22 protein-coding genes and 1 tRNA gene are annotated in these 22,343 nt (G+C 57.6%); 2 read left to right on the top strand and 21 right to left on the bottom strand.

Going from position 1 to position 22,343, the window contains the following annotated elements:
- Positions 1 to 6: 6 nt before the first annotated feature.
- Positions 7 to 756: a transglycosylase domain-containing protein gene (locus OL236_RS02905; protein WP_265071246.1), complete on the top strand. Its 750-nt coding sequence runs from the start codon at positions 7 to 9 to the stop codon at positions 754 to 756.
- Here OL236_RS02905 and OL236_RS02900 read toward each other — a convergent pair.
- From OL236_RS02900 to OL236_RS02820, 17 genes are all read right to left on the bottom strand, one after another.
- On the bottom strand, positions 741 to 1,157 hold the full coding sequence (locus OL236_RS02900; protein ID WP_265071245.1) for a YbaN family protein: 417 nt from the start codon (positions 1,155 to 1,157) through the stop codon (positions 741 to 743). The two genes, OL236_RS02905 and OL236_RS02900, sit on opposite strands and share 16 nt — an antisense overlap.
- Before the next feature lie 112 nt (positions 1,158 to 1,269).
- A complete protein-coding gene (locus OL236_RS02895) occupies positions 1,270 to 1,818 on the bottom strand; it encodes a coenzyme F(420) biosynthesis enzyme (RefSeq protein WP_265071244.1) in 549 nt (182 codons plus the stop codon).
- A gap of 39 nt (positions 1,819 to 1,857) precedes the next feature.
- Positions 1,858 to 2,745, bottom strand: coding sequence for a 4-hydroxy-tetrahydrodipicolinate synthase (gene dapA / locus OL236_RS02890; RefSeq protein ID WP_265071243.1), 888 nt, complete (start codon positions 2,743 to 2,745; stop codon positions 1,858 to 1,860).
- Positions 2,746 to 2,835: 90 nt separating this feature from the next.
- The gene (locus tag OL236_RS02885) at positions 2,836 to 5,778 is read right to left on the bottom strand and encodes an insulinase family protein (RefSeq protein ID WP_265071242.1); all 2,943 of its coding nucleotides are present in this window, start codon (positions 5,776 to 5,778) and stop codon (positions 2,836 to 2,838) included.
- 6 nt (positions 5,779 to 5,784) lie between these two features.
- The gene (gene purD, locus OL236_RS02880) at positions 5,785 to 7,062 is read right to left on the bottom strand and encodes a phosphoribosylamine--glycine ligase (RefSeq protein ID WP_265071241.1); all 1,278 of its coding nucleotides are present in this window, start codon (positions 7,060 to 7,062) and stop codon (positions 5,785 to 5,787) included.
- A 10-nt stretch (positions 7,063 to 7,072) separates the two neighbouring features.
- A complete protein-coding gene (locus OL236_RS02875) occupies positions 7,073 to 7,666 on the bottom strand; it encodes an IMP cyclohydrolase (RefSeq protein ID WP_265071240.1) in 594 nt (197 codons plus the stop codon).
- A gap of 38 nt (positions 7,667 to 7,704) precedes the next feature.
- On the bottom strand, positions 7,705 to 8,316 hold the full coding sequence (gene purN, locus OL236_RS02870; protein ID WP_265071239.1) for a phosphoribosylglycinamide formyltransferase: 612 nt from the start codon (positions 8,314 to 8,316) through the stop codon (positions 7,705 to 7,707).
- Entirely contained in the window at positions 8,309 to 9,361 is a 1,053-nt protein-coding gene (gene purM / locus OL236_RS02865) for a phosphoribosylformylglycinamidine cyclo-ligase (RefSeq protein WP_265071238.1), read from the bottom strand. Before purM ends, purN begins: the two co-directional genes overlap by 8 nt.
- A 92-nt stretch (positions 9,362 to 9,453) precedes the next feature.
- Positions 9,454 to 10,167 carry a phosphoribosylaminoimidazolesuccinocarboxamide synthase gene (purC, locus tag OL236_RS02860; protein ID WP_314761872.1) on the bottom strand — a complete coding sequence of 238 codons (714 nt, stop codon included), beginning with the start codon at positions 10,165 to 10,167 and terminating at the stop codon, positions 9,454 to 9,456.
- A 24-nt stretch (positions 10,168 to 10,191) separates the two neighbouring features.
- Positions 10,192 to 10,683: a 5-(carboxyamino)imidazole ribonucleotide mutase gene (purE, locus tag OL236_RS02855; protein ID WP_006190842.1), complete on the bottom strand. Its 492-nt coding sequence runs from the start codon at positions 10,681 to 10,683 to the stop codon at positions 10,192 to 10,194.
- Between the two features lie 61 nt (positions 10,684 to 10,744).
- Positions 10,745 to 11,899, bottom strand: coding sequence for a toxic anion resistance protein (locus tag OL236_RS02850; protein WP_265071237.1), 1,155 nt, complete (start codon positions 11,897 to 11,899; stop codon positions 10,745 to 10,747).
- 26 nt (positions 11,900 to 11,925) lie between these two features.
- Entirely contained in the window at positions 11,926 to 12,909 is a 984-nt protein-coding gene (locus OL236_RS02845) for a 5-bromo-4-chloroindolyl phosphate hydrolysis family protein (protein ID WP_265071236.1), read from the bottom strand.
- A gap of 171 nt (positions 12,910 to 13,080) precedes the next feature.
- Positions 13,081 to 13,347: a Txe/YoeB family addiction module toxin gene (locus OL236_RS02840; protein WP_265071235.1), complete on the bottom strand. Its 267-nt coding sequence runs from the start codon at positions 13,345 to 13,347 to the stop codon at positions 13,081 to 13,083.
- A complete protein-coding gene (locus OL236_RS02835) occupies positions 13,344 to 13,592 on the bottom strand; it encodes a type II toxin-antitoxin system Phd/YefM family antitoxin (protein ID WP_009646508.1) in 249 nt (82 codons plus the stop codon). The genes OL236_RS02840 and OL236_RS02835 overlap by 4 nt, the downstream gene beginning before the upstream one ends.
- 89 nt (positions 13,593 to 13,681) lie before the next feature.
- Positions 13,682 to 16,078 carry a DNA internalization-related competence protein ComEC/Rec2 gene (locus OL236_RS02830; protein WP_265071234.1) on the bottom strand — a complete coding sequence of 799 codons (2,397 nt, stop codon included), beginning with the start codon at positions 16,076 to 16,078 and terminating at the stop codon, positions 13,682 to 13,684.
- Between the two features lie 39 nt (positions 16,079 to 16,117).
- A complete protein-coding gene (locus OL236_RS02825; RefSeq protein ID WP_265071233.1) occupies positions 16,118 to 17,290 on the bottom strand; it encodes a hypothetical protein in 1,173 nt (390 codons plus the stop codon).
- Positions 17,291 to 17,344: 54 nt separating this feature from the next.
- Positions 17,345 to 17,944 carry a ComEA family DNA-binding protein gene (locus tag OL236_RS02820; protein ID WP_265071232.1) on the bottom strand — a complete coding sequence of 200 codons (600 nt, stop codon included), beginning with the start codon at positions 17,942 to 17,944 and terminating at the stop codon, positions 17,345 to 17,347.
- A gap of 184 nt (positions 17,945 to 18,128) precedes the next feature.
- On the opposite strand from OL236_RS02820, the gene OL236_RS02815 reads away from it, so the two are divergent.
- Positions 18,129 to 18,213 (top strand) — tRNA-Leu (locus tag OL236_RS02815).
- A 71-nt stretch (positions 18,214 to 18,284) separates the two neighbouring features.
- Here OL236_RS02815 and OL236_RS02810 read toward each other — a convergent pair.
- From OL236_RS02810 to OL236_RS02795, 4 genes are all read right to left on the bottom strand, one after another.
- Positions 18,285 to 19,541: an aminopeptidase gene (locus OL236_RS02810; protein WP_009646519.1), complete on the bottom strand. Its 1,257-nt coding sequence runs from the start codon at positions 19,539 to 19,541 to the stop codon at positions 18,285 to 18,287.
- A gap of 76 nt (positions 19,542 to 19,617) precedes the next feature.
- The gene (locus tag OL236_RS02805; protein ID WP_265071231.1) at positions 19,618 to 20,436 is read right to left on the bottom strand and encodes a hypothetical protein; all 819 of its coding nucleotides are present in this window, start codon (positions 20,434 to 20,436) and stop codon (positions 19,618 to 19,620) included.
- Positions 20,433 to 21,347, bottom strand: coding sequence for a dihydroorotate dehydrogenase (locus OL236_RS02800; RefSeq protein WP_009646527.1), 915 nt, complete (start codon positions 21,345 to 21,347; stop codon positions 20,433 to 20,435). Before OL236_RS02800 ends, OL236_RS02805 begins: the two co-directional genes overlap by 4 nt.
- Positions 21,344 to 22,108: a dihydroorotate dehydrogenase electron transfer subunit gene (locus tag OL236_RS02795; protein WP_265071230.1), complete on the bottom strand. Its 765-nt coding sequence runs from the start codon at positions 22,106 to 22,108 to the stop codon at positions 21,344 to 21,346. Before OL236_RS02795 ends, OL236_RS02800 begins: the two co-directional genes overlap by 4 nt.
- Positions 22,109 to 22,343: the final 235 nt, after the last annotated feature.

The following is a 22,343-nucleotide window of genomic DNA, read 5'->3' as shown; positions in this document are numbered from 1 at the left end:
GCCATCATGAAGAAAATCAAGCGGCTCTTGCGCTTTTCCCTCTTTCTCCTCACCATTTTCTGTCTCGCCTTTCTCGTCACGGGCAGTGCGGCAATCTTTCGTCCCGCGTTCTTCGACTCCTTGCCGAAGATGCAGGAAGCTCGCCGCCTCATCTTTCTGCGTGATGCGGTCGCCGAGCGCGTGCGCCAGCGCGAGCGCTACGTGACGATTGACGAGATGCCCGACTCGCTCCTCGACGCCGTCGTCGCCGTCGAAGACAGCCGCTTCTACTCACATCACGGCTTCGATCCCGAAGCGATCGCACGCGCGACGCTCGTCAATCTGCAATACGGACGCATCGAGGAAGGCGCGAGCACGATCACACAGCAGCTCGCCAAAAACCTCTTCCTGTCCGATGAGCAGTCCCTCGACCGCAAGCTGGAAGAAGCGCTGCTTTCGCTCGATCTTGAGATGCACTACTCCAAGGATGAGATTCTGGAGCTGTATCTCAACACGATCTACTTCGGCTCAGGCTTTTACGGTATACACGAAGCTTCTGTCGGCTACTTCGGCAGAGAGCCCAACGAACTCGACCTGCCCGAGACGTCAATGCTTGCAGGAATCCCCAATGCGCCTTCCGTCTATTCGCCCTACGTCGACTTCATGCTTGCAAAGAAGCGGCAGCTCGTTGTGCTCGACGCCATGGTGCGGACGGGCTGCATCTCGGAATCCGTCGCAGAATCCGCCAAGATCAAGCCGCTCTACTTCGCACACTGACCGACAGGAGACTTCTCACGCCTCCTCGTCTTGACGAAAAAGAGCATCGCAACGCACTGCAGGAGCCACGCGCCGCCGAGCATCATCAAGCCCATGCGGTTGTCCGAAAGGAAGTAGCCGCTGACGCTCATGACGCCCGTCACAAGCGCCATGGTCTTGAGCTTCGCCTGCCACGTCATGCCATTGCCGTCGTTGAACGGGACGACGTATTTCTGATACAATTTGGTGGCGGCAAACCAACGATGGAGACGCTCCGAACTCTTGGCAAAGCAGAACGCCGCCAGAAGATAGAACGGCACCGTCGGCAACAGCGGTAAAACGATGCCCGCCGTGCCCAAGGCGAAGGCGGTCATGCCGACACCGAGCCAAAGATAGCGCATCAAGCGATTCGCTGAAATCATCCGATCTTCCTTTCTGTCCGTATTGTCCGTGCAGGTTTTCAGCTGCACCCCGCCGCATAAAGAAGGGGCTGCCGCACAAGTCCGATCGACTTATGCGCAGCCCCCTTTCCTTTTATTTCTTTGCCTGTTCGTTGGCGGAGCGCTCGAAGTTCTTGTAGAACTGCTCCGACAGAGCCTTGTACGTTTCCGTATTCGCCTTCTGGCTTCTGTTCGCTACGATCTGATAGGTGTAGAGAAGCTCGTTCGTGCCCGAGCGGTAGACATCGAAGAAAAAGACGATGCGACTGTTGTTCGCGACTGTCAAGACGACATAAGCATCGGCATCGGCGGCCACGTTTTCCTTGTAGACCTTTGCGGCCTGGCGGCGGTCGAGCGACTTGATGTCAACGCCTGTATTCTTCTGAATGTCGGCGGCAACCATATCATAGGAAAGCACATAGCTGCGCGCCACATTGCTTGCCTCATACATTGAAGCGAGCAATTCTTCTTTCGTCGGAGCGTCCTTCGTCGGCGTGTAGAGCGGCGCTGCGAGAGCAAGACGCTTGACGCTGACAATGTCGGCGCCCTCCGGAATCGTGACCTTGTCGGAGTTGGCGAAAGCAACCTGCATGCCGAACACGGTCAGGCAGACGAAAAGCATGACTTGGACAATCTTCTTCATTGAATCTTCCTCCTTGACTCTTTCTCAATCGGCATGAGGTCACTGCAAAAGGCTGTGACTCTTCAGCGCCTTTTTCAACGGTTCCAGATGCTCAGGCTCCAGCTCGGAAAGCGGCATGCGCAAGTGCCCCGTCTTGTAGCCCATGAGGCGCATCGCCGTCTTGACGGGAATCGGATTGACCTCGGAGAAGAGCGCTTCGATCAGATCCATGTAGTCAATCTGAATCTTCGCTGCTTCCTCAACCTTTCCCTCGAAGTACAGACGACACATATCGTGAGTCGCCTTCGGCGCGACGTTGGAAAGAACGGAGATGACGCCCTTGCCGCCGACGGAGAGGATCGGCACGATCTCATCGTCGTTGCCCGAATAGACGTTGAGCGAATCGCCGCAAGCCTTACGGATGCGCGCCACTGCCGCGAGGTTGCCGCTCGCTTCCTTCGTCGCGTTGATGCGCGGATGCTCGGCGAGACGGGCATACGTCGCGGGCAGAATGTTGACGCCGGTGCGCGACGGCACATTGTAGACGATGCTCGGGATATTGACATTGTCGGCAATCTTCGAGAAATGCTTGACAAGGCCTCCCTGCGTACACTTGTTATAGTACGGCGTCACGAGCAGCAGCCCGTTCGCCCCCGCCTTCTCCGCATACTGCGAAAGCTGGATCGCGTAGTTCGTATCGTTCGATCCTGTGCCCGCGATGACGGGGATGCGTCCGCCGACTGTCTCAACGACAAACTTGATGGCTTCCTTGTGCTCGGCATCGCTCATGGCTGCCGCCTCGCCCGTCGTTCCTGTGACGACGATGGCGTCTGTGCCGCCCGCGATCTGATCTTCGATGATGCGGCCGAACTCCTCGAAGTTCACGCCATCTTCCGTAAAGGGAGTGATGATGGCGACGCCCGCACCGGTAAAGATTGGTTCTTTCATTCCGAAGTCCCCCTTGATATTATCTCATTTGGAGAGAAACGCCGACGTATGCAGCGTTTCTCTTCATTATGGCATGACAAGGGAAGAAAGTCAATCAGCCGCACTGCCCAGAGCGTGCAGAAGCCCGCCGAAAAGGCCTGCATTTTCCTTCAGTTTTTCTTCATTGCCGAAGACGCACAGGACATTTTCCTGCATGCAGGCGTCGACGACATCCGCCAGCGCGCGAATGTCCGCCTGCCGCGTCGCAAGAATCTCATCGCGCGACTTCTGACGGTCGGCTTCCGTCACATGACGCAGGAAGCCGTCCTGCGCGGCAAGTCCCTTGAGTTGCGGCGTCAGCGGCGCGTCGACCGTGCTAATCGTGCCGATGATGAACTTCACCATCTCGCGGTCGGACACGTCGAAGCCGCGTAAATAGTACGCCGTCTTGTCGAAGACGTCGAGCGTTTCCCTGAGGTTCGGATCACGGTACGAGCCGAAGAACAGGAAGCCGACGCGGCTGAACTGCGTAAATGCGCCATAGGCGCCGCCCTGCACGCGGATTTTCGTCCAGAAGTAGTCGTAGCGCAGGATCGTCTCCAGAACGCTCATACTGCCCGTGTAGGAAAAGCCGAGGCGCAGGAAGTTCGCCGCCTTGCCCACATACTGCACGCGGCTCGACGACAGAATCCCCTCGTTCTTCGCACGTACATCAAAGTGATAGACCTGCGGCTCTGCCTTCGCCTGCGGCAGACGGCGGCAGAACTTTGCGGCCTCCTCGGCGAACGTGGCATATTCGGCTTCGGCGAGCGTCACGCCGATGGTCAAATTGCCCTTTGTGAACACAAGCGGCAGGAGGCTTGCGAGTATCTGAGAAAGTCCCTCGAAGCGTTCCTCGAAGTGATCGGTGAGATCGGCGATGAAGCTATAGAAGGACAGCATCGCCTGCTCGTTGTAAGCGCCCGCTGGCGACAGATAAGACGCGATGCGTGCCGCCATACTGCGCTGCGAGGCGCTCATGACGCGAGCCTCCATGACGGCGCGGCACTGTCCGCAAAGCTCCTCGATGCGCTTCTTGTCCGTGAACTTGCTCTCGGTCAGAACTTCCGCGAGAAACGAGAACAGTTCGGGCAATTTGCGTACGAAGGCGCGTGCACGCACGCGGAACATCGGCATGCAGGAATCTGGCTCGCCGTTTCGGACGGCGGCGGAATTTTCGTACGATATGCCGCCCGTATGGAGGTTCGAGAGATTCGACAGCTCGGCGTATGTATGGCTCTCTGTGTCAACCGCATCAAGAAGCTCGGTCAGCAAAAAGAGATACGGGATGTGCTCCTGTGGTACGCCCTGCGCATCGAAATAGAGGTTAACGTAGGCGATCTTGTTCGTGAAAATATCGCTGTGGAGCACCTTGCAGCCCTCGATCTCGCGCTCGGTGAGCGGCAGTTTCTCCACTTCCCTGCGAATATCGGAGAGTTCAAGAAGAGGGATCGTCGCCAGGGCCTCCGCTGTCTCGGAGCTTTCCTGCCGTTCCTTCAGTCGTTTGTTCATCTCGATGATGCGCTCAATCTCCTCGTGCGTGAGCGCCTGCTTCTTCTTTTCCAGCGCTTCGGAAAGCGCCGCCTCGCGCTCAGAGGAAAGCGTCTTGCTAGGCTTGAGTACGACGAGAGAACGATGCGCATTCTTCACGAGGTACTTTTCCAAGACCTCTTCAAAGTAGCGCCCTTTGAGTCCTTCGCGCATCTTCTGAAAAAGCTCCTCATAATAGAGGTAGAGCGCAGGGTCGGCATCGTAGAGCCAGCTGTTCATGATCTTGATGTTGTAGACAAGCCCCTTGGGGAACGTGCCGAAGTCCGCCTCACGCGCCTTGAATTCGAGGCGGTTGATCGACGCTTCGAGCAGCGTCTTGTCGATGCCGTTCTCGATGAGGCCGCGCATCGCCTCTTCCGTCAGACGGCAAAACTCCTCGGCGCGCTCGGCCTCCGAACTCGTGACGATGATGCTCAGGTAAGGCTGGCGCAGCGCATCCTCGAAGGAAGCGCTGACGTCCTTGCCGATCTTCGCGTCCATCAGCGCTTTTTTGAGGGGCGCGGCTTCCGTCTGCAGGAGAGCATGCTGCAGGATTTCAAGAGCGAGCATCGCTTCGGCATTGTCCGCCTCTCCCACGAGCCAATTCAGCGCCAAGAAGGTTTTCTCCGACTCCTTCTCCCCCTCGCTAATGGAGTAAAAGTCCTCCTTGCGAGCCATATCACGGAAGGACTGCTGCAAAGCAATCTCGGAATGCGGCTCAATTCGGTCGAACGCGGCGAGATATTCGCGGTCGAGATAGGCGAGTTTTTCCTCAATGTCCATCGCGCCGTAGAGGTAGATATAGCTGTTCGACGGATGGTAGTAGCGACTGTGAAAGGCGCAGAAATCCTCATATGTCAGCGTCGGAATCGCATCAGGATCGCCGCCCGACTCGAAGCCGTACGTCGTATCGGGATAAAGGGAGAGCATGACCTTGTTCTCAAGCACGTCATCAGGCGAGGACAGAGCGCCCTTCATCTCGTTGTAGACGACGCCGCTGTAGCGAAGCGGCTCTTCGGCATTGTCGATCTCGTAGTGCCAGCCCTCCTGCTGGAAGATTTCAGGCGTCTCCTTCATCGAAGGATAAAAGACCGCGTCGAGATAGACGTCCATGAGGTTCTGAAAGTCCTTGTCATTGCGGCTCGCCACCGGGTACATCGTCTTATCGGGGAACGTCATGGCATTGAGGAAGGTGTTCAAAGAGCCTTTGACAAGCTCGACGAACGGCTCCTTGAGCGGATACTTCCTGGAGCCGCAGAGCACCGAATGCTCGACGATGTGCGCCACGCCCGTATCATCCGCCGGCGTCGTACGGAAGCTGATGGAAAAGACTTTGTTGTCGTCGTCGTTTTCCAAAAAGAAAAGGCGGGCGCCGCTCTTTTCATGCACGAACGCATAGGCCTTCGCATCGATCTCCGGCACCGTCTGCTGCTTGAGCAGACGGAAACCGTGGAGAATCTCATTTTCCTTGAGGTTCAACTTCATAGAGGTTCATTTCATCCTTTCCAATGCACGGTGCGCGATGTCCTTGCGGCAGAAGGCGTTCTTGAAATGTACGCGCCCGACGCCGCGATATGCCTTCTCAACCGCCGCGCGGATGTCTGCTGCCTCAGCGACGACGTTCAGCACGCGGCCGCCCGCCGTGACGATCTTGCCGTCCTTCTCTGCCGTTCCCGCATGAAAGACGAGGCATCCTTCCGCCTCAGCATCGGCGAGACCCGTGATTTCCGCGCCCTTCTCGTAGGTCTTCGGATAGCCGCCCGCCGCGAGGACGACGGTTACCGCCGCGCCCGTGTTCCACGGAATCTCGACATCGGCGAGATTGCCGTCGACGCACGACAGCATGATTTCGACGAGGTCGCCTTTGAGGAGCGGCAGCACAACCTCCGTCTCAGGATCGCCGAAGCGGCAGTTGAACTCGACGACCTTCGCGCCTTCCTCTGTGACCATGAGTCCTGCATAGAGGCAGCCTTTGTAGAGCCGCCCTTCCTGCTCCATCGCGCGGATCGTCGGCTCCAGAATCGTCCGCTGCACCTCGGCGACGAGTGCGGGAGGCGCGACGGGAGCGGGCGCATAAGCGCCCATGCCGCCGGTGTTCGGCCCTTTGTCGCCGTCGTAGGCGCGCTTATGATCCTGCGACGGAATCATCGCACGAATCGTCTTGCCGTCGGTGAACGCGAGAATGGAAACCTCCTCGCCCGCCATGAATTCCTCGATGACGACGCGGCTGCCCGCTGCGCCGAATGCTTCGCCCTCCATGATCTCGTCGACGGCGGCAAGCGCTTCCTCCTCGGTCATGGCGACGACGACGCCCTTGCCCGCCGCGAGTCCGTCCGCCTTGATGACGATGGGCGCACCCTCGGCTTTGACGTAGGCGCGTGCGGCGGCGGCATCGGAAAACACTTCGTACTTCGCCGTCGGGATGCCGTACTTCTTCATGAGGTCTTTGGAAAATGCCTTCGAACCCTCAATCTCCGCCGCGAGCTTCGCGGGGCCAAATGCCTTGATTCCCTCCGCCGCCAGTGCGTCGACGAGGCCGCCCGCAAGCGGCGCCTCAGGGCCGACGACGACGAGATCGATGCCGTTTTCCTTGGTAAAAGCGACGACTGCCGCATTGTCCGTCGGAGAGATCTGCGGTACGCATTCGGCGATTGCCGCCATGCCCGGATTGCCCGGAATCGCATAAAGCTTCTCCGTCTGCGGACTATCCTTGAGCTTCCAGGCAAGTGCATGCTCGCGCCCGCCGCTGCCGATGACCAAAATCTTCATCTCGTTGCTCCTATTTCTCAATCTGCTCCGAAAGATATGCGGCGATGTGCTCATCGTAAACCGATGTATGACGGAAGGCCTCACGAGCGAGTTCCATGCGCTTCATGCCGCGCACGCAGCCGTCCTTTTGGATCATTTCCGCTACCTCATCGTAATGCGAGGGATTCGTCACGACGGCAACGAACTTGAAGTTCTTCGCGGCGGCGCGGATCATCGCAGGGCCGCCGATGTCGATGTTCTCGATCACCTCGGCGAGCGTCACGTTTGGTTTCGCCACGGTTGCATCGAACGGATAGAGGTTGACGACGACGAGATCGATCGGCGTGATCTTGTGCTCCTTCATCTGCTGTGCGTGCTTGGGATCGTCGCGCACGGCGAGGATGCCGCCGTGGATGTAGGGATTGAGCGTCTTAACTCTGCCGTCCATGATCTCAGGGAAGCCCGTGACATCGCTGACGTAGAGCACGGGGATGCCCGCATCGCGGATCGCCTTCATCGTGCCGCCCGTCGAGACGATCTCGACACCGGCATCATGCAGCTTGCGTGCGAACTCGACGACGCCCGTCTTGTCCGATACACTGATGAGAGCACGCTTGATTTTCATGGTCAACCTCCACCTTTCGTCTACAACAAACAAATAACTTATTCCAAAATCGTCACATGGCGGCCTTCCACCTTGAGCCGCCCATCCACATAGAGCGCGATGGCGCGCGGATAGAGGATATGTTCCTGCTCCAACACCCGCGCGGCGAGCGTATCTTCCGTATCGTCATCCATGACAGGCACAGCCGCCTGCAGGATGATCGGCCCTGAGTCCATGCCCTCGTCGACGAAGTGAATCGTGCAGCCCGAGACCTTGACGCCATAGGCGAGCACGTCGCGATGGGCGTGCGCCCCGCCAAACGACGGCAGGAGAGACGGATGAATGTTCAATATGCGCCCGCAAAACTTGCGCACGAAGTACGGACTCAAGATGCGCATGAAACCTGCGAGCACAACGAGTGTCACGCCTGCCTTTTCAAGCGCTGCAACGAGCTTCTCCTCGAACTCCTCGCGCGTCGCACACGCTTTGCGATCGACGCAATGATGCGCGATGCCTGCCTGTGCCGCGCGTTCCAAGGCCTTCGCTTCGGGTTTGTCCGTCAAGACGACAGCGATCTCAGCGCGAATCTCGCCCTGCTTCTGCGCCTTGATGATGGATTCGAGGTTCGTGCCGCGCCCCGAGCACAGGATGCCGAGAACTTCCTTACGCATCGAGAACCCCGCCTTTGATCGTCACATCATGCGCACCCTTCTTGACGCAGCCGATCTCGTAGACCTCCTCACCCACTGACGCAAGGTGAGCGCGAATCTTCGCGGCCTCCTCGGGCCCGGCGATGATGACCATGCCGACGCCCATGTTGAACGTGCGGTACATCTCATGTCCATCGACATTGCCCCACTCTTGCAGCAGGCGGAAGATCGGCGGCGTCTGCCAGGCGGAAGCATCGACCTCTGCGGCAAGATGCTCGGGCAGGGCGCGCGGGATATTTTCGTAGAAGCCGCCGCCCGTGATGTGCACCATGCCATGAATGTCGAACTTTTCGATGAGCGGCAGACACACGCGCGGATAGAGCCGCGTCGGTGCCAGAAGCTCCTCGCCGAGCGTCTTTTGAAGCTCAGGGAAGGTTTCAGCTCCCGTGAAGCCCTTGTGCTCGAAGCAAATCTTGCGCACGAGCGAGAAGCCGTTCGAGTGAATGCCCGAGGACGGCAGCGCGAGCAGCACGTCGCCCTCCTGGACGCGCTCGCTCGTGATGATCTTCGACTTCTCGACGACGCCGACGGCAAAGCCCGCGATGTCGTACTCGCCATCAGCATAGAAGCCCGCCATCTCCGCTGTCTCGCCGCCGATGAGCGCACATCCCGACTCCTTGCAGGCGGCGGCAACGCCCTTGACGACAGCGGCCACCTGCTCGGGAACGAGCTTGCCGACGGCGAGGTAGTCGAGAAAAAAAAGCGGCTCTGCACCCTGCACGAGGATGTCGTTGACGCACATGGCGACGGCATCCTGCCCCACGGTATCGTGCTTGTCGAGCATGAAGGCAAGCCGCAGCTTCGTGCCCACGCCGTCCGTGCCTGAGACGAGCACCGGCTCCTTGTACTTCGCCGCCTGCAGTGCAAAGAGGCCTCCGAAGCCGCCGAGATCGCCGAGCACTTCGGGGCGGTACGTCGCACGCACGCTGTCCTTGATGAGTTTGACGGATTCATTGCCCGCGTCGATATCGACGCCCGCATCGCGATAGGTAAGTTTCTTTTCCATTCTGCCTCCTCCAACACAATCGAAAACGAAAAAATGTAAAGAAATACACAAACCCACCGCCATCCAACGGAATGGCGGCGGGCTGCGGGCTATTATCTCTCCTCGCCTGTCAGGCGGCGCAGAATCTCCTTGTAGGCGTCCTCCACGTTGCCGAGGTCACGGCGAAATCTGTCCTTATCGAGCTTCTCGTTCGTATCGCTGTCCCAGAAACGGCAGTTGTCCGGCGAGATCTCGTCGGCAAGAATGATCGTACCGTTCTTGTCCCTGCCGAATTCCAGCTTGAAATCGACGAGCGTAATCTTCTTCGTCTTCAAATAATCGCGCATAATCTCGTTGACCTTCAAGGCCTGGCGCTCAATCTCACGGATCTCCTCATCCGTCGCCATCGCCATTGCCTTGACATGGTAGTGGTTGATCATCGGATCGCCAAGCTCGTCGCTCTTGTAGTAAAGTTCCACGATGGGAATCGCCATCTTCGTGCCTTCTTCAAGGCCGAGGCGCTCGGCAAGGCTGCCCGCCGCAATGTTGCGCACGACGACCTCAAGCGGAATGATCTCAAGCTTCTTGACGATCATCTCACGGTCGCTCGGCATGCTGATGCAGTGATGGTCGATGCCGTTCTTCTTCAGGAGGTCAAAGAAAAAAGCCGTGATCTTGTTGTTCATGACGCCCTTGTCGACGATCGTGCCCTTCTTCGCGCCGTTTCCTGCCGTCGCATCGTCCTTGTAATAGACGAGCAATTCGTCGGGATTCTCCGTCTCGTACATGATTTTTGCTTTGCCTTCGTACAGAACCTTCTTGCTCATGATTTCCTGTCCTCCGTTGAATTCCTACTGATTGACCTGCGATGCGACGCGCGCCGCCTTCTTCGCCACGCCTTCCCTGAGCTTCTCGCGATACCCTTCGAGCTGCTTTGCAACAGCGGCATCGCCTGCACCGAAGATTTCGAGGGCGAAGACCGCCGCATTCTTCGCGCCGTTGACCGCCATCGTCGCGACGGGGATGCCCGACGGCATCTGCACCGTGCTCAAGAGCGCGTCGAGACCATTCAAAGGCGTCGCATTGATCGGTACGCCGATGACGGGAAGCGTCGTGTAGCTCGCGATAACGCCCGCCAAGTGCGCTGCCGCGCCCGCCGCTGCAATGATGACGCCGACACCGTTTTCACGCGCGTTTTCGGCATACTCATGCACCTTCGCGGGTGTGCGGTGCGCCGACGCCACGATGACATCGACCTCGACGCCGAACTCCTTGAGAAGCTCCACCGCCGGCTTCATGATCGGCCAGTCCGAATCACTTCCCATAAAAAGAGCTGCTTTCATGAAAGTTCCATCTCCTTTTCTTTCTAGCACATTTTATGATAGCAGATGAAAGGAAACGCTGTCAACCATTTCGCCCGTCAAGCGTGCTTTCCAGCGCTTTCTTAAGCCTGCTTTCCAGCGCAACGAGTTCGGCTTCCGCCGCACGCCTTTTCGCCCTGCCATCCTGCTGGATCTTCAGCGTCTCCTCGATTGTCGTCACGAGATCGTCGTTCACCTTGCGCACCGTCTCGATGTCCACGATACTGCGCTCGTTCTCCTTCGCCGTCTCGATCGTGCCGATCTTGAGCATTTCCGCATTCTTCTTTAGAAGATCGTTCGTCATCTCATTGACCGAGTGCTGCATCTCAAGAACCTTCTTCTGGTTCGCGAGGCCGAGCGCTATGACCATCTGATTCTTCCACAGCGGAATCGAGTTGTAGATCGCACTCTGCACGCGGTCGATGAGAACCTTGTCGTTGTTCTGTATGAGGCGGATCTGCGGCGCCGTCTGGATGGAGATCGTCTTGCTGATCTTGAGGTCATGCACCTTCTTTTCGAAGCGCTCGACGGAACTCTCAAAATCACTGACGACCTGCGCCGCCATCGGGTCGCTCGAAGCGGCAGCCTGCGCACGCAGTTTGGGCAGCGTCGTCTCGCGCATCTCCTGCATCTTCTCCTCGCCCGCGCGAATGTAAAGTTCCAGCGTCTTGAAGTACTCAAGATTCTTTGCAAAGAGAGTGTCGAGCATCGTGACGTCCTTCATCATGAGCATGCGCGCCTTCTGCAGCGACGTCTTGACCTTCTCGACCTGCACGGAAACCTTCTCGTAGCCCTGCATCATCGTCTCCGCCTTGCCGACGAGGGAGCTGACAAGCGGCAGCTTCTTCAGGAAGCCGCCGTCCGATGACTTCGGCTCGAAACTCTTGACATTCGTCAGAAGCTCGCCCAGAAGCTCGCCGACGTAACCGCTGTCCTTCGCACGCACGTTGCAAAGAATGCTGTCCGAAAAGTCGGCGATGTTCTTCTGCGCCGCCGTGCCGAAGTCGATGATCGCCGCCGAGTCCGTGAGGTCAAGCCCCTCCTTGATCTTCTCCACCTCGGCACGCTCCGCAGGCGTCAGTTCCTCGACCGCCTGCGCGATGCGCTCAAGCTCCTTTTCAGGCGCAAGTTCCAGCGCCTTTTCCTGCGGCTGCTGCGCACGCTTGCTCAAGAGATCGTCCAGATTGATTTCCGCCATTTCTCCCTCTCCTTTATCTGCTCTGCCTAATCCTCATCACAGTAATCGAAGTAAAAATCATCAACGGGCATGAAGAGCCAACGCACGCCCTCGATGAAGCCGACGAAGATCGGCAGTCCCGTCCAGAGGAACAGGATGTAACCAACACCCTGAAAATTCTTGCCCAGAAAAAACTTGTGCGCACCGAAACCACCGAGGAATATGCCGAGCAGCGACGCCTTGATCTTGCGCCGCACGACTTGCCAGTAAAGCTCCTGCGGTATGACGCTCGTCCCTCGCGCGAGACTCGAAACCTTCTGCAGGAAGATTGGCGTCGCGTTCGCCGCCTTCATCGGATGCTGCGCACCTCGCCTTACGAAGGGCTGCTCCGCCGCTTCGGGCACGGTGCACGCTTCCCCCATCGCCTGCCCCTTCATCGAATGCTGCAGCACCTCGATCTCAGCGTTGAGATCCATGAGCTGATAGTTGATGACGCGCTTGAACTCCTCCTCATACGTCGTGCGCAGGGAAGAAAGCATCTCCTTGACACGCCGCTTCGCCTGCACCACCTCTTCGGAGGCGAGCTGCGTTTCCTCAAGCTCGACATACTGGCGCAGCATGACGGCCGCCTTCTCCTGATATATCTCGATGAAATCCTCCGCTGCCGCGATGCGTTCGGGATTGCGCTCCAGATAGCGCAGCATATTGCCCGCAACATGCTGCAGGGCGACAAGCTCCTGCGACATCTCGCGATCCTTCACCTTTTGCCGCAAATCCTGCAGAACATCGTAGTCGCCTGCCGCCTTGGCAAAACTCGCTTCCAGAAGCTCCGCTCGCGCATCGGGCAGCCCCTGCAGCTGCGCCCTCTTGAGCTTCAGCCTCTGCTTTCCGCCGCGCAGTCCCCTCGCCTGAAAAAGTGTAAAGCCGCCGAGAAAAACCATCACGCCGGCCTTCCACCAGTCCCCCTCATAGCCGAGCCAAGCGCCGCCGCCCAAGGCAGCGATTGCGAAAATCAGCCACAGATAGCGCATACGCTCGCTCCCTCCTATGACAAATGCCGATCGCGAAAAAGGACTTCTTATGTGCTCCATTATATCATTGAAGCAAACTCATATCCATAGCGTATTTCTCAAGAAATCATGGATAACATGATGCCCAGTCTGTCTGTACCTTTGGCTTGACCTCATTTTATCAGCTCTTCCTTAAAACTCGTAATGCGTCCACATGCTGATGATCTTAACAGTATTTTCTTCCCCCAAAACTTCGTACACCAAACGATGCTGAATATTCAGCCGCCTGGAATATGCACCTTGCAGACTGCCTCGCAGCTTCTCATAAGGCGGTGGTTTCTGAAATGGATTCTCCCCCAGAATCTTGATAAGCGCCTGCGCTTTTTCCGCCAAATGCGCTGCCTTGAGTTTCGGCACATCCGCCGCCGCTGCTTTCGTATATACGATTCGCCAGCTCACCACGTCACCTTATCCGCAGACAGGCATTCTTCCGTCGAAGTATTCAGCCCATCGACGATTTTCTTCTGCATACCAGGAACGGCACAAAGCTCGATCGTCGCCATTAAATCATTGTAATCCGTGGCACTCATGAGCACCGCTGCCCCTTCCTTTCCTGTGATATGGACAGGCTCATTATAGCGTACAGTCTGCTCAAGCGTTTGAAACAAATTCTGTCGAAATGTCGTCGCATTCATCACCTGCATGATAGCCGCCCTCCTTTACGTACATTATAACGTACACCATTGTGAAGCGCAATCTTTTCCACGCCAAAATGAACCTCATTGCACCTATATCAGCGAAACGTCTCTACCCGCAGCGTCTTCCCATCCGTCCTGCATACGACCGCACCATTCTCATCGGTGCGGTAGATTTTCATGCCGCTTTTCTGCAGACGCTCGATGACCTCGGGGGCGGGATGTCCGAAGTTGTTGTCCCTGCCGACGCTGATGACGGCTAGGCGCGGCTGTGCAGCAGCCAGGAAAGCCTCCGTCGATGATGTCTTCGAGCCGTGGTGTGCGACCTTCAGGACGGTGCATTGAGGATTTCTCCCCTCCGCGAGCATGGTCTTTTCCTGCTCCGCGACAAGATCGCCCGTGAAGAGGAACGCGGCCGCACCGTATCGCACGCGGATGACGTTCGAATACTCGTTTCCCGTCGCACCCTCCGCTGCGCCGCCTTCCACCTGGGGCGCATAGAGGATGTCGACCGCCACTCCGTCGAGGTCGATGTGCTCACCCGCCTCCGCAGGGGCCAGATGCTGCATCTCAGACGCATCGAGAGAGCAGCCGAGCACGCGTGCATACTCGCTGCGCGGCTCGTGCGCCGTCAAGACCATGCCGACGGGAATATGGCGCACGATGCCGCCCACACCGCCCGCATGATCCTCGTGCACATGCGTGAGGATGATATAGTCGAGCCTTCGCACGCCGTAATGCGAAAGGTACGGCACATCGACGCGCGAGCCGATGTCGTAGCCGCCGTCGCGCGTGCCGCCCGTATCGATCATCAAGGCTCTGCCGTGCGGCGTCACGACAAGAGCCGCATCCCCCTGTCCCACGTCGATGAAGTGCACCGCCATCTCCTGTGGACGTGAAATCTGCCATAAGGCGACGGCTGCAGCAGCGAACAGAAATGCGGCAAAAATCACCTTGCGCCGTTCGCTGCACCAAGAGAAGACAGCTTCTCGCCGCTCCTCAGGCTGCACAAATACAGCAAGCATGGCGAAGTAGACGAGCGCGAGCGGCACGGAAAACGTCGGCAAATACACCTCACCGCCGGGCATAACCGCCAAGAGCCGCGTGCACTCGTAGACAAGTCCCAAGAGCAAGCTATCCGCGAGGAAGACGATCTTTGCCAAAAACGGCAGTACGAAGGATGTAAGCCCCGCGAAAAGCCCCGCGACGATGACGAGTTCCACGACGGGCACGACGAGGATATTGGCGATAAGAGACGAAAGCGACAACCGGTGGAAGTACCATGCGAGGAGCGGCAAGGTCGCGAGCTGCGCCCCGAGCGTGACGGCAAGACTCAGCACGACGAAGCGCGGCAGAAAGCGCAAGGTCGAAAGGCGCTCGGCAAAAGGCGGCGCAAGGTAGAGAAGCCCCGCCGTCGCCGCGAACGACAGCTGGAAGCTGACATCAAACGCCAGAAGCGGCTCGAAGAAGAGCAGCGCCATGCCAACGAGAGCCAAAAGCCGCCGCGCATCGTTCTCGCGCTCCAAGGCGAGTGCGAAAAATGCGAGCAATCCCATCGCACCCGCACGCACTGCCGGCGGCACGCAACCCGCGAGCACGCAGTACAGCACGATGACGACGGTGACAAAAACAGCCGTCACGACGGGACGCAGGCGCAGGAGTGCGCCGAGCCAAGCCATGACTGCCGCCAACAGCGTGATATGTGAGCCAGACACCGAAAGGATGTGCACGATGCCTGTCGCCGTGAAGGCTTCGACAAGCTCGGGCTTTATACCCTCGTAGCCGCCAAAGAGCATGGCAAAGATCGCCGCTGCATCTTCCTTGGGCATCACACTTTCCATCGAAGCGCGGTATGCCGAACGCACCCGTTCACTCCAGCGCAGCACGGGATGCGACTCTCCCGCTTCCCATGCTACACCCGGCTTCTTCGCCGAAAGACGCGCGCGCACGCCCTTGACCGCCGCCGCGCGCTCCACATCAATGCGCCCGGGATTGCCGTAGCCGTAGATGCCCTTAACCTTCCCAAAAGCCGTGATTTCCGCGCCAATCTCAGGCAAGTCGCCGACATTTTCGCGCATCTCCGAGACGTAGAGCGCTCCCGACGCCGCCTGCTCCTCACCGGAGATGCGCACATGCTTCGCCTCCACCGTATAACGCACGAACACTCCTTGCTCCGTCCGCCGCACATGCGGCGCCTCGACGAGCACGCCCTTGACCGCCGCCTCACGGCCAATTAAATGCGAAACATCATCGGCAGGCAGAGCCTCGCCCCAAGCGAAACGCCACGCGCCGAAAAAAAGAAAGAGCAGCAAGAACGCCAGCCACGTCTTGCTGCTCTCGCGCACGAGAAGAAAAAGCGACAAGAAGAAGAACCCCGCCATGCCGAGGGCGAGAGCGCCAAGCGAGACATGCAGCAAATCCTCGCCGTAGATGCCGAGCAAAAGCACAAGGAAAAGACCGTTGAGAAAAATAAGCTGTTGCTGTCCATACCGCATGGCTACGCCTCGCCTCTCAGCTTCCTTGTTGTCGTCCCATTACTCTGCAACTCTCCCGCTAATGTACGAGACTGTACCATTTTTCATCGCAAAGCGCAATAGACAGTTTCTTCCATTCGCAGAGATGAATTTATATTCATAGAGAAGATAGCCATCATACTCCATAATCATATCCGCCTTACCATAGGCCGCCAATACGTCTTGAACACTATTTCCCTCGCCAATCCCGCGTCCCGTTTTGACCATTGCATTTTTAGAAACAAATGCCGTGACAATATTTCCAGACATGACCACTTCCATATTCGGATATTGGTAACGAGGATCGCTATAGCTGCCTTCATAAGAAATCCTTGATTCTCTTCCCAACATAGAATAAACCCTGTTTTTTGTATCGCCAATAGCGATTCCGCCCAGAGACATTTCTACAGATGAACTTTGTGGGCTATTTTTCTTGTTCGGCATAGTATCCATTGTTGCATTATACGAGTTCTGATTAGAATAATCCCAAACCATATAATTCGCAATATCGGTGATGATATTATGCGGCGCATCTCTTCCAAGTGATGCATCGGCTTCGGTGCTGATGTCTTTTGCAACGGCAAAGAACATCACCTTTCCCTCTCCATTTCCTTGCAGTTTGTAGTAAATATTATTCCAAGAGGTCGCTTTGTTTACATTTCTATAATTTGTATGTTTTCCATCAAATATCCCTAGTTTAGGTAACAATTCTCTTGCTCCAGCATCAGGCAAATCCGGGTTTAGCGTTGCCGTAATGTCTGAAAGCGCAGAAAGGAAGCGAATTGACTCAAGCTCAGTTGCAGTCGTTCCTGACAAGAGAACGCCTCGTATGAGTCCCGTGTCTGGTTCATAAGATACAATTAATGAAGAACTTATATTTAAAGGAGCTTCATAAACGTTCGCATAAGTCCCTTCATAAATATGTCTTTTGGTTAACCGTAAATCCAATTCATATTCGTCCGCAATTTTATTAAATCTTTGGCGAAATTCCTCTTCGGTGATCCCGATATTGTAAATGTTCTCAACTTTCTTTTCCGTTTTTTCTTCATGCGTTTTGACATTAACGGGTTCTTCACGGACATCAGACGACATCGCATCTCTTCCCACATGCGATGCCAAATAAGCCACTCCCGCCCCTATAAAAACACCAATAAAAACAGCAAGCAGTATCGCATATTTCGTCTGTTTATTCATATCTGCCTCGTCCCATCTTAAATGTCCGTCCTCTCATGATCGCTGCTTCTCCCCTCACAATGCAATCTTGTCCTTCATCTTCTCATACTTCGCATCGCCGATGCCCTTGACGCGCTTGATCTCCTCAGGGGCTTGGAACGCGCCGTTCTCCGTGCGGTACTCGACGATACGCTTCGCCATGGCGGGGCCGACGCCCGGCAGCTTGTCCAGCTCCTTCTCGTCCGCAGTGTTGATGTTCACCATGCCTTCGGGCAGGGGCTTCGCCGCCCCCGCCTGTGCGCCTCCCGTCACGCCTTGCGTCGCCGCACCTTGTGCAGCTGCAGTCATTTTCTCCGGCACCGTGACCTGCATACCGTCCTTGAGCTTCTGCGCAAGGTTCACACCGTTCGTATCCGCCGTAGGCAGAAAGCCGCCGCAAGCATCGACCGCATCTTTCGCGCGTGCCCCCTCAGCGAGCTGCACGACGCCCGGGCGATTGACCGCGCCCGCGACATAAACGACGATCTCTTTCGCCTGTGCTTCTTGCACAGGCGCCGTACCCGCATCCAGCTCGACAACTTCCTCTTGCCCATGAATCCCCGCATAGAAAGCACCGCCCGCCGCAAGGGCGACGACGGCCAGGAGAACAAGCATCGACTTCTTGAACATCGGCATGGCTTCAGCCTCCTAAGCAGAACTGCACCTCTAACAAGACGATTTCGCATTTATTCTTCCATATATGGAATATTCTATAAAGTTTTATATTTCTCCTGCCATTTCGGCAAATATATGATTGTGATTCCCAATGTTTGACAGCCTTCTGCCGTCATGCTAGAATAAGAACCGTCAAATGTACAATGCGGACGTGGCGGAACTGGCAGACGCGCTGGACTTAGGATCCAGTGCCGCAAGGCATGGAGGTTCGAACCCTCTCGTCCGCACCAACGATGATGAACAAAAGCCCGGAAAATCCGGGCTTTTTCTATTGATACGACGCACTTGAAGTCTGCCGTCCTCAAACAAAGGCGAAATTCCCCTCGCGGAACACAGGGACGCGCGTGCCGTCCGCCTCGATTCCGTCGATGGCGAGATCTCTTGAGCCTACCATAAAGTCCTCGTGCACGAGCGAATCGTTGACGCCGCGCTGCAAAAGCTCGACGCTGGTCATCGCCTCGCCGCCCTCGATGCACGTCGGGTAGGCTTTGCCGAAGGCAAGGTGGCACGCGGCATTTTCGTCGAAGAGTGTGTTGAAGAAGAGCACGCCGCTCTTCGAGATTGGCGAATCGTAGGGCACGAGCGCGACTTCACCGAGATAGCTCGCACCTTCGTCGGTCGAGAAAAGTTCCTTGAGGATTTCTGCACCGCGCTCCGCCTTGTAGTCGACCACCTTGCCATCTTTGAAGGTCAGCGAAAATCCCTCGACGAGATTGCCGTTGACATTCAGCGGGCGCGTCGCTTTGACCGTGCCATTTACGCCGTCACGCTTGGGAAGCGTGTAGATTTCCTCCGTCGGCATATTGGCGACGAAGGTCACGCCATCCTGCGTCTTTTCCGCGCCGCCCATCCAGATATGTCCCTCGGGCAGTTCGATGGAGAGGTTCGTGCCGAGAGCGTTCTTGTACTCCAAGCGCGAGAAAGCATGGTCGTTCATGAACTTCGCCGCACGCGCCAAAAATTCGATGTGCTTCTGCCAGCGCACAGCCGCATCCTCGCCTGGCGCTAGACGCACGGCAGCGAAGATCGCCTGCCAGAGATTTTCAACGGCAACGTCAGGTGCATCCTCGGGAAAGACCTTGCTCGCCCAGCTTTCCGTCGGAATCGAGACGACGCACCAAGCATTCTTGTTGCTCATCAAGCGCTGGCGGTATTCGAGGAGCGCCGCACCTGCCGCCTGCTGCGCGAGCGTCAGACGCTCCGGCTCGACGCCGCTGAAGATTTCGGGATCAGCGGCATGGATCGTGACGAAGGCCGCGCCCTCTGCCGCACTGTCCTCGTAAAGGCGGCGACGCCATTCGGGAAACTCCGTGAAGACGCTCTTCTTCGCCTTGTCGTAGCGCAGACGCGCGAGCCGTTCATCGTTCCACGCGACTGTCACATCGTGCGCACCCGCATCGTACGCTGCGCCCGCAACGCGGCGCGCGAAGTCGGCGCACGCGAGCGGCGCGTTGATGACGAGCGGCTGATCCGTCTGCAGATTGACGCCCATGCGCACAATGAGCCGCGCATATTCTTCGAGAAGTTCCTCTCGGCTCTTTTCGTCCATACCTTCCATGCCTTGCTTCCTTTCCAAAAACCGTAGACTATCCACTGCCCCTGCGCGATACAGGGGCTTTCTGTCAGTGCCAACGTCAGCGATAGCGCAGACGATATGTCTTTCCTTCAGGCAGGGCGACGCTACCGTCGCCCGACGCGCCGACCGCCTTCAGTGCCTCCTTGTACTCCATCGGCACGGAAAGCGCCTCCGTCTTGAAAGTTGCCGTGCCATCGCCGTCCAAGTCGAGCGTGAAGCCTGAGCGCATCCTTTGACCGCTGCGCTCGAGGTAGTCGAAATCACCCTCGCCGTCGTCGTCGATCTCGCCGCGAATCTTCAGCGTCATGCCGATGAAAGCGATGTCCGAAAGCCTCGTCGCCGCGCTCTCGGGCATCAGGGAGATATTTCCCTCCTTGACTTCGAGCGAATTGCGTGCCGCCACAGCCGAGAGAATCTGTACCTCGACATGACCATCGTCGCTTCTAAGACTCCTCGACGTGCGCATGAGTTCGCTCCAGCGCGGCACCGTGACCTTGTAGGAGTCGATGACGGCGACATAGCCCGCCCTGTCGTCTTCCGCCACCTTGCCATAGAGACGCACATAGTCGCCGCGCGACGGGCGCGGCTCGGCGGCGCTGACGCCCTTGCCCTCGACGAGGAGGCGCGGTCCGCCCTCATGCATCTCCGCCTGCATCGCCGCGCCGTCGATATCAACGACACGCGCGACGAACTGCACTTCCTTGCCCTTGAACTTCGCAGGATTCTCCGAGAACTTCGCGCCCTCGACGAACTCGGGATGGTGCGGAGGCTCGCGGTAGACGGCGCTCCTTCCGCCGCAGCCGGCAGAGAGCGCGAGCAGGAAGAACAGCGCAAAGAGGAAGGCGAAACGCATCCTGCGCCTTTTCCCTGGCCTCAAAGTTCCAACGCTCCTATCAAATCCCGCGCATGCTCAATGCCCTGGCGCTCCAAATACGCATCGAGTCCTTCGGCCGCTTCGACGACGGCACGCGGATTCGCGAAATTCTCCGCGCCGATCTCGACGGCGCTCGCACCAGCGAGCAGGAACGCCGCGACATCCTCGCCCGTCTGTATGCCGCCCATGCCGATGACGGGAATAGAGACCGACTGCGCCGCCTGATAGACCATGCGCAGGGCGATGGGCTTGACAGCAGGGCCGGAAAGGCCTCCCGTGATGTTGCCGAGGAGCGGCTGACGCTTTTCGACATCGATCGCCATGCCCGTCAGCGTGTTGATGAGCGATACGGCGTCCGCACCTGCTTCCTCGACGGCGCGCGCCATCTGCGTGATGTCGGTGACGTTCGGCGAAAGTTTTACAATGACGGGCTTCTTCGTATGCTTTTTGACCTCCTGCGTCACACGCGCCGCCTGCACAGGGTCAGTGCCGAAGACGATGCCGCCTTCCTTGACGTTCGGGCATGAGATATTGACCTCGATGCCATCGACGCCCTCGACGTCGAGCATTTGCGCCATCTCGCCGTATTCCTCCGCCGTGCCCGCGCTGATGTTGACGATAAACGACGTCGGCAGTTTTGCCGTCTCGGGCAGGATGTCGCGGCAGAACGCCTCGACGCCGGGATTCTCCAAACCGATGGAATTGAGCATGCCGGCGGGCGTCTCAGCGATGCGCACGCCGCCGTTTCCCGCACGCGGCTTCGGCGTGATGCCCTTCGAGACGACGGCGCCGACGTCCGCGAGGTCGAGGAAATCTTCATACTCCATGCCGAAGCCGAACGTGCCCGACGCGCCCATGATCGGCGTCGCCATGCGGATGCCCGCGACCTCGACGGCAAGCCTTTCCCTGTTCATTCAAAAACCTCCTCCGCCGCAAAGACCGGCCCTTCCGTGCAAACTTTGCGCCTCCTGCCCGTCGCCTTTCCCTCGAAGGTGCAGCCCAGACAGACGCCGAAGCCGCACGCCATGCGCTTTTCCAACGATACCTCGCAGGAAAGCCCCGCGCTCCGCGCCAGACGCGCGATGCCGTCCATCATCGGGTCAGGGCCGCAGACCTTGACAGCATGCACTTCATTCTCGCAGAGGACGAGCGGCATCAAGTGAAGCGGATAGCCGTGGAAGCCGCTTGAGCCATCGTCCGTCGCGATGTAGACCGCCTTCGCATGCGGCGTGAAGAAGCGCGTCCAGAACGTCTCCGCCTCCGTGCGGGCGGCGACGATGACGACGGGCTTTTCATGCAGACGATGCGCAAGCAGAAGAAGCGGTGCTAGTCCCAAGCCGCCGCCGACGATAAGCGCAGGCTCGTCCGTGAGCGTAAAGCCCGTGCCCAGTGCGCCCTCGACGCTCAGAGTTTCACCCGGCCGCAGCGTGGAAAGCTCCGCCGTCCCCTCGCCCAAGATGCGGTAAAAGAGCGTGATCGTCCCCTTCTCGTCGTCGATGTCCGCCACGCCGAACGGACGGCGCAGAAGATGCGCGCTCTTTGGCTTCTTCACCATGACGAACTGCCCCGGCTCTGCTCCCGCTGCAATCTTCGGCGAGAGAAGCTCCATCTGCCAGACGTCGGGCAATATGGCGCGGTTCAAAACGACAACGGCATCCTCCAAAGTTTTTTTCAAGGAATCGTCCTCCTGTCCTGATTCTTATGTCTTTCTGTATTATAGCACACTATTGGATGAAATCCCCTTCTTCGCAATAAAAATACCCCGCCTGCAGATCAATATGTGCACCTTTATAACCATAAGCGCATACAACAGAAAAGCAGTCTTGCTCCATACGAAATATGGAGCAAGACTGCATAAATCAGCGTAATTCTACGACATTGGCTTACTTTCTTGTCCGCTTAGCAGTGAG

This window comes from Selenomonas sputigena (genome assembly GCF_026015965.1).
Lineage (GTDB): Bacteria > Bacillota > Negativicutes > Selenomonadales > Selenomonadaceae > Selenomonas.
Note: the sequence above shows the minus strand (reverse complement) of the source record. Positions and strands in the feature narration are given on the sequence as shown.

Excerpts from the sequence above, each read along its gene's own strand:
- OL236_RS02875 (WP_265071240.1), bottom strand. The coding sequence starts at position 7,666 with ATGAAAATCAAGCGTGCTCTCATCAGTGTATCGGACAAGACGGGCGTC.
- OL236_RS02820 (WP_265071232.1), bottom strand. The coding sequence starts at position 17,944 with ATGCCGATGTTCAAGAAGTCGATGCTTGTTCTCCTGGCCGTCGTCGCC.
- OL236_RS02825 (WP_265071233.1), bottom strand. The coding sequence starts at position 17,290 with ATGAATAAACAGACGAAATATGCGATACTGCTTGCTGTTTTTATTGGT.
- dapA (WP_265071243.1), bottom strand. The coding sequence starts at position 2,745 with ATGAAAGAACCAATCTTTACCGGTGCGGGCGTCGCCATCATCACTCCC.
- OL236_RS02895 (WP_265071244.1), bottom strand. The coding sequence starts at position 1,818 with ATGAAGAAGATTGTCCAAGTCATGCTTTTCGTCTGCCTGACCGTGTTC.
- OL236_RS02800 (WP_009646527.1), bottom strand. The coding sequence starts at position 21,347 with ATGAACAGGGAAAGGCTTGCCGTCGAGGTCGCGGGCATCCGCATGGCG.
- OL236_RS02900 (WP_265071245.1), bottom strand. The coding sequence starts at position 1,157 with ATGATTTCAGCGAATCGCTTGATGCGCTATCTTTGGCTCGGTGTCGGC.
- OL236_RS02885 (WP_265071242.1), bottom strand. The coding sequence starts at position 5,778 with ATGAAGTTGAACCTCAAGGAAAATGAGATTCTCCACGGTTTCCGTCTG.
- OL236_RS02835 (WP_009646508.1), bottom strand. The coding sequence starts at position 13,592 with ATGCAGGTGATGAATGCGACGACATTTCGACAGAATTTGTTTCAAACG.
- OL236_RS02905 (WP_265071246.1), top strand. The coding sequence starts at position 7 with ATGAAGAAAATCAAGCGGCTCTTGCGCTTTTCCCTCTTTCTCCTCACC.
- purE (WP_006190842.1), bottom strand. The coding sequence starts at position 10,683 with ATGAAAGCAGCTCTTTTTATGGGAAGTGATTCGGACTGGCCGATCATG.
- purD (WP_265071241.1), bottom strand. The coding sequence starts at position 7,062 with ATGAAGATTTTGGTCATCGGCAGCGGCGGGCGCGAGCATGCACTTGCC.
- OL236_RS02850 (WP_265071237.1), bottom strand. The coding sequence starts at position 11,899 with ATGGCGGAAATCAATCTGGACGATCTCTTGAGCAAGCGTGCGCAGCAG.
- OL236_RS02830 (WP_265071234.1), bottom strand. The coding sequence starts at position 16,078 with ATGCGGTATGGACAGCAACAGCTTATTTTTCTCAACGGTCTTTTCCTT.
- OL236_RS02845 (WP_265071236.1), bottom strand. The coding sequence starts at position 12,909 with ATGCGCTATCTGTGGCTGATTTTCGCAATCGCTGCCTTGGGCGGCGGC.
- purN (WP_265071239.1), bottom strand. The coding sequence starts at position 8,316 with ATGCGTAAGGAAGTTCTCGGCATCCTGTGCTCGGGGCGCGGCACGAAC.
- purM (WP_265071238.1), bottom strand. The coding sequence starts at position 9,361 with ATGGAAAAGAAACTTACCTATCGCGATGCGGGCGTCGATATCGACGCG.
- OL236_RS02810 (WP_009646519.1), bottom strand. The coding sequence starts at position 19,541 with ATGGAAGGTATGGACGAAAAGAGCCGAGAGGAACTTCTCGAAGAATAT.
- purC (WP_314761872.1), bottom strand. The coding sequence starts at position 10,167 with ATGAGCAAGAAGGTTCTGTACGAAGGCAAAGCAAAAATCATGTACGAG.